At 64.3% G+C, this 3,960-nt stretch carries 5 protein-coding genes and 1 pseudogene; 4 read left to right on the forward strand and 2 right to left on the reverse strand.

Going from position 1 to position 3,960, the window contains the following annotated elements; all coding sequences use genetic code 11:
- Positions 1-77: 77 nt before the first annotated feature.
- The 3 genes from EOA22_RS26450 to EOA22_RS26460 are packed head-to-tail and all read left to right on the forward strand — an operon-like array spanning position 78 to position 2,495.
- Positions 78-866 carry a DUF3108 domain-containing protein gene (locus EOA22_RS26450; RefSeq protein WP_063169105.1) on the forward strand — a complete coding sequence of 263 codons (789 nt, stop codon included), beginning with the start codon at positions 78-80 and terminating at the stop codon, positions 864-866.
- Positions 867-900: 34 nt separating this feature from the next.
- Complete coding sequence (locus tag EOA22_RS26455) at positions 901-1,812, forward strand: EamA family transporter (protein ID WP_063169104.1); 912 nt, start codon at positions 901-903, stop codon at positions 1,810-1,812.
- Entirely contained in the window at positions 1,809-2,495 is a 687-nt protein-coding gene (locus EOA22_RS26460) for a lysoplasmalogenase (protein ID WP_063169103.1), read from the forward strand. Before EOA22_RS26455 ends, EOA22_RS26460 begins: the two co-directional genes overlap by 4 nt.
- Position 2,496: 1 nt before the next feature.
- Here the strand turns inward: EOA22_RS26460 and EOA22_RS26465 are convergent, their stop codons facing one another.
- Both EOA22_RS26465 and gloB read right to left on the reverse strand, forming a co-directional pair.
- Positions 2,497-2,925 (reverse strand): cupin domain-containing protein, encoded by a 429-nt coding sequence (locus EOA22_RS26465; protein ID WP_127390328.1) that lies wholly within the window; start codon positions 2,923-2,925, stop codon positions 2,497-2,499.
- Between the two features lie 22 nt (positions 2,926-2,947).
- Positions 2,948-3,715, reverse strand: coding sequence for a hydroxyacylglutathione hydrolase (gene gloB / locus EOA22_RS26470; protein WP_013529378.1), 768 nt, complete (start codon positions 3,713-3,715; stop codon positions 2,948-2,950).
- 137 nt (positions 3,716-3,852) lie between these two features.
- Between gloB and EOA22_RS39080 the strand changes: the two are divergent.
- Positions 3,853-3,960 (forward strand): annotated as a pseudogene (locus tag EOA22_RS39080) (SAM-dependent methyltransferase); the annotation flags it as partial.

The raw sequence follows: 3,960 nt of genomic DNA on the forward strand, positions 1-3,960 counted from the left end.
CCTATAAGCGGTCTCATAGGGACATGCCAGACCGGAGTTGCCCGCCTCCGGCCGAAAATCAAGGACCCGATCCCGCCATGCTTCGTTCGTCACATGCCTTTGCCGCCATGCTTGCCGCAGCCTTGCCGTCCGCCGCGTCTGCTGCCTCGCCGCAGTCGTTCAAGGGCGAGTATACGGTGTCGTTCCTTGGACTTTCGATAGCGAAATCAACGTTTTCCAGCCGTTATGAGAACGGCGCCTACGCGATCGAAGGCAGCGTCAGCGCGGCAGGGTTGGCAAAACTGTTCGACGACACGCGTGGCACGATCTCGTCCAAAGGCACGATTGCGGGCAAGAGGATGGTGCCGCAGGCATTCCGCGCCGATTACACCTCCGGCAAGAAGGCATCGGTGGTCGACATCCGCTTTGCAAATGGCAGGGTCACCTCGACGCAGGTCGTCCCGGCGCCGGGCAAGCGCGACCCCAAGAGTTGGGTGCCGCTCGGTGCCGGCGACCTGGCATCGGTGCTCGATCCGATGGCTGCCACCGTCATCCATGCCGACAGCCTCGACCAGGTCTGCGGCCGCACGGTAAAGTTCTACGACGGCGAGATGCGCGCCGATCTGACGCTGACTTACGCTTCGAAGGGCACGATCTCGGTGCCGGGCTACAAGGGCGACACGGTTACCTGCCGGATGGGCTTCGAGCCGGTGGCTGGCTATCGCAAGGGCCGCAAGGCGCTCAACTATCTCAAGAGCAAAAGCCGCATGATGGTGACGTTTGCACCGCTCGGCCAAACCGGCGTATATGCGCCGATCCATGCCACGGTGGGCACGCAGATCGGCACCTTGACCATCAGCGCCGGACGTTTCGAAGCGGTACAATAGCCAGGCGCAGAATTGGCGCGCCACTGGAGACAGAATGGGGCGCGCAACACTGATCGGCTTTTCGGCGGTCGCCATGTGGGCGCTGCTCGCACTGCTCACCGATGCGTCGGGCCAGGTGCCGCCGTTCCTCTTGTCGGCGATCACCTTCTCGATCGGCACCGGTGTCGGGCTGGTCGCGCGGCTGTTCATGCCGGCACCCGACAAGAGCCAGAAGATACCGCCGCAGGTGTGGCTGATCGGCATTGCCGGGCTGTTCGGCTACCACTTCTTCTATTTCACAGCGCTGCGCAATGCGCCGGCTGTGGAGGCGAGCCTGATCGCCTATCTATGGCCTTTGCTGATCGTGCTCGGCTCGGCGCTGATGCCGGGCGAAAAACTGGCCTGGAACCATGTCGTCGGCGCGCTGCTCGGCCTTGCCGGCACCGTGCTGATCGTCACCAAGGGCGGGGGCCTCGCCTTCGACGCCCGTTACGCCTTCGGCTATGCGATGGCCGCCGTTTGTGCCGTGCTGTGGTCGTCCTATTCGCTGTTGTCGCGGCGCTTCCCGTCGGTGCCGACCAGCATCGTCACCTGGTTCTGCGCGGCGACCGCGGTGTTGTCGCTCGCCTGCCACCTGGCGCTGGAACAGACGGTTCTGCCTGACGGTGCCGGCCAGTGGCTGGCCGTGCTCGGCCTTGGCCTGATGCCGGTGGGGGCGGCCTTCTATGCCTGGGACATCGGCGTCAAGCGCGGCAACATCCAGGTGCTGGGTGCTGCAAGCTACGCCGCACCGCTGTTGTCGACGCTGGTGCTGATCGCGGCCGGCGTCGCCGAGCCGTCGCTGCGCATCCTCGCCGCCTGCGTGCTCATCACCGGCGGGGCCGCACTTGCAGCGAAGTCGCTGTTCCTGCGCAAACCAGCGGCTGAGAGCGGAGCCAGGGCGTCCCAAAGCAGGGCCGGGGCATGACGATGCCGTTTGCCGGCGGCATCGACGCAAATGCCAATGCGACACTGATCTTTTCGCTGGCGGCGGCGGTGATCTACGCCTTTACGCTTGGCATGCCACCAACGCTCGCCCGCTCGGCGGCAAAGACGCTCGCCGTGGCGATGCTTGCCGTGTTGGCCGGGCTGCAGGGCGGCCCGCTGCTGCTCGCCGCCGCGCTCGCCCTCAGCGCCGTTGGCGACGCATTCCTGTCGCGCGACGGTGAAAAGGCCTTCCTCGGCGGGCTGGCCAGTTTTCTTGTCGCCCACATCGTCTATGTCGCGCTGTTCCTGCGCAGCGGTGGCGGGTTGGGGGTGCTTGGCGCCGAGTCGTGGCGCGGAGCGATCGCGCTCGCTATGGCGGTGTTTGCGGCCGTCATGCTGGCGGCGCTGTGGCGGCGCGTCGGTCCCGGCCTGCGTATGCCGATCGCCGTCTATGTCGCTGCGATCCTGGCAATGGGTATCTCGGCGCTGACCACCAGCAACGTCTCCGTGATCGGCGGCGCGCTGTTGTTCATGGCATCCGACGGGCTGCTCGCCACGGAGAAATTCCTGGTGGCCGCCATCTCGCCGCACCGCGCCTGGATGCGCTTCGCCGTCTGGGCGCTGTACTACGCCGCCCAACTCGCGATCACGCTTGGGTCCCTGCTATATCCGGGCTCTTATTGAGCTACGGTTGTTTCGGCTGCCAGCCGGGTGCTGCCAGTTCGAAGGCGGCAAACTCGAAGCCCGGCGCGACGGTGCAGCCGACCAGCGTCCATTCGCCGAGGCTGCGCGCCGATTGCCACCAGCCCGCCGGCACGACGATCTGCGGCCGCTCACCGGCTGCGAGATCGATTCCAAGCACCTGCTCCACAACGGTGCTGCCTTCTTCCCACATTGCCAGTGCCAGCGCGGCGCCGGCATGGAAATGCCAGACCTCGGCGGCGTCCTTGACCCGGTGCCAGGCCGAAACCTGATGCTCCTCAAGCAGGAAATAAATGGCGGTCGAATGGCCGCGCGCGCCGCCAGTGCCATCGCGAAAGGTCTCGGCATACCAGCCGCCTTCCGGATGCGGCTTCAGCCCGAGCGTCGCGATGATTTCGGCGGAGCTGGTCATGGCGTCGACGATATCACGGGCTCTAGAAGTTGTCCTTGCGCTTGCGGATTTCGGCAAAGACCTCGGCGTCGGAAGCCTTCTCCAGCCCAAGATGCTTGCGGATCGCCGGATCGTGCCAGCGCAGGAAGGGATTGGTCGACAGTTCCTCGCCGATCGTCGTCGGCAGCGTCGGCTTGTTCTCGGCGCGCAGCTTTTCGATCCTGGCGGCGCGTTCCTTCAATGCTGAATTGGACGGGTCGACGGTCAGCGCGAAACGGGCGTTGGAGAGCGTGTATTCGTGGCCGCAATAGATGGCCGTTTCAGCTGGAAGTGCAGCCAGCTTCTTCAGCGAATCATACATTACCGGCGGCTTGCATTCGAACAGCCGCCCACAACCCAGCGCAAACAGCGTGTCGGCGGTGAACGCCACGCTCGAGGCCGGCAAATAATAGGAAACGTGGCCGGCAGTGTGGCCGGGGGTGGCGATGACTTCGATCCTTTCATCGCCAAGATGGAGAACCGAGCCGTCTTCGACGGTCTCGTCGATGCCGGGGATCTTGGCCTTTTCGGCCTCCGGGCCGACGATGCGCAGCTTGAAGCGCTCCTTCAGCGCCAGATTGGCCTCAACGTGATCCATGTGATGATGTGTGGTCAGGATCATCGTCGGCGTCCAGCCGGTGCGCTTTATCGCGGCCAAGATTGGCGCTTCCTCGGGCGCATCGATGATCGCGGTCTGGCCGCTTTTGGGGTCATGCACCAGCACGCCGAAATTGTCGCTGCGGCACATGAACTGTTCGATTTCGACCGGCATCACATCTCTCCGTTATGGCCGCAGACATAGGGCGCTTGCGGGTCGATGTCATCCCGGATGTCGAATGACATTCCCGGAATGTCGGGTCGTCGCGGCCTTTTGTTGAAACCTGGCGACATCACGGCTACATCCCTGCCATGCATTCCGACATCGTCGATCTTCGCTCGTTCTATTCGACAACGCTCGGCCGGTTCGCCGAGCGTTCGATCACCATGGCGTTGTCGTCGATATGGGCGGCCGTTCCC

The organism is Mesorhizobium sp. M7A.F.Ca.US.014.04.1.1 (assembly GCF_003998745.1).
GTDB lineage: Bacteria > Pseudomonadota > Alphaproteobacteria > Rhizobiales > Rhizobiaceae > Mesorhizobium > Mesorhizobium ciceri.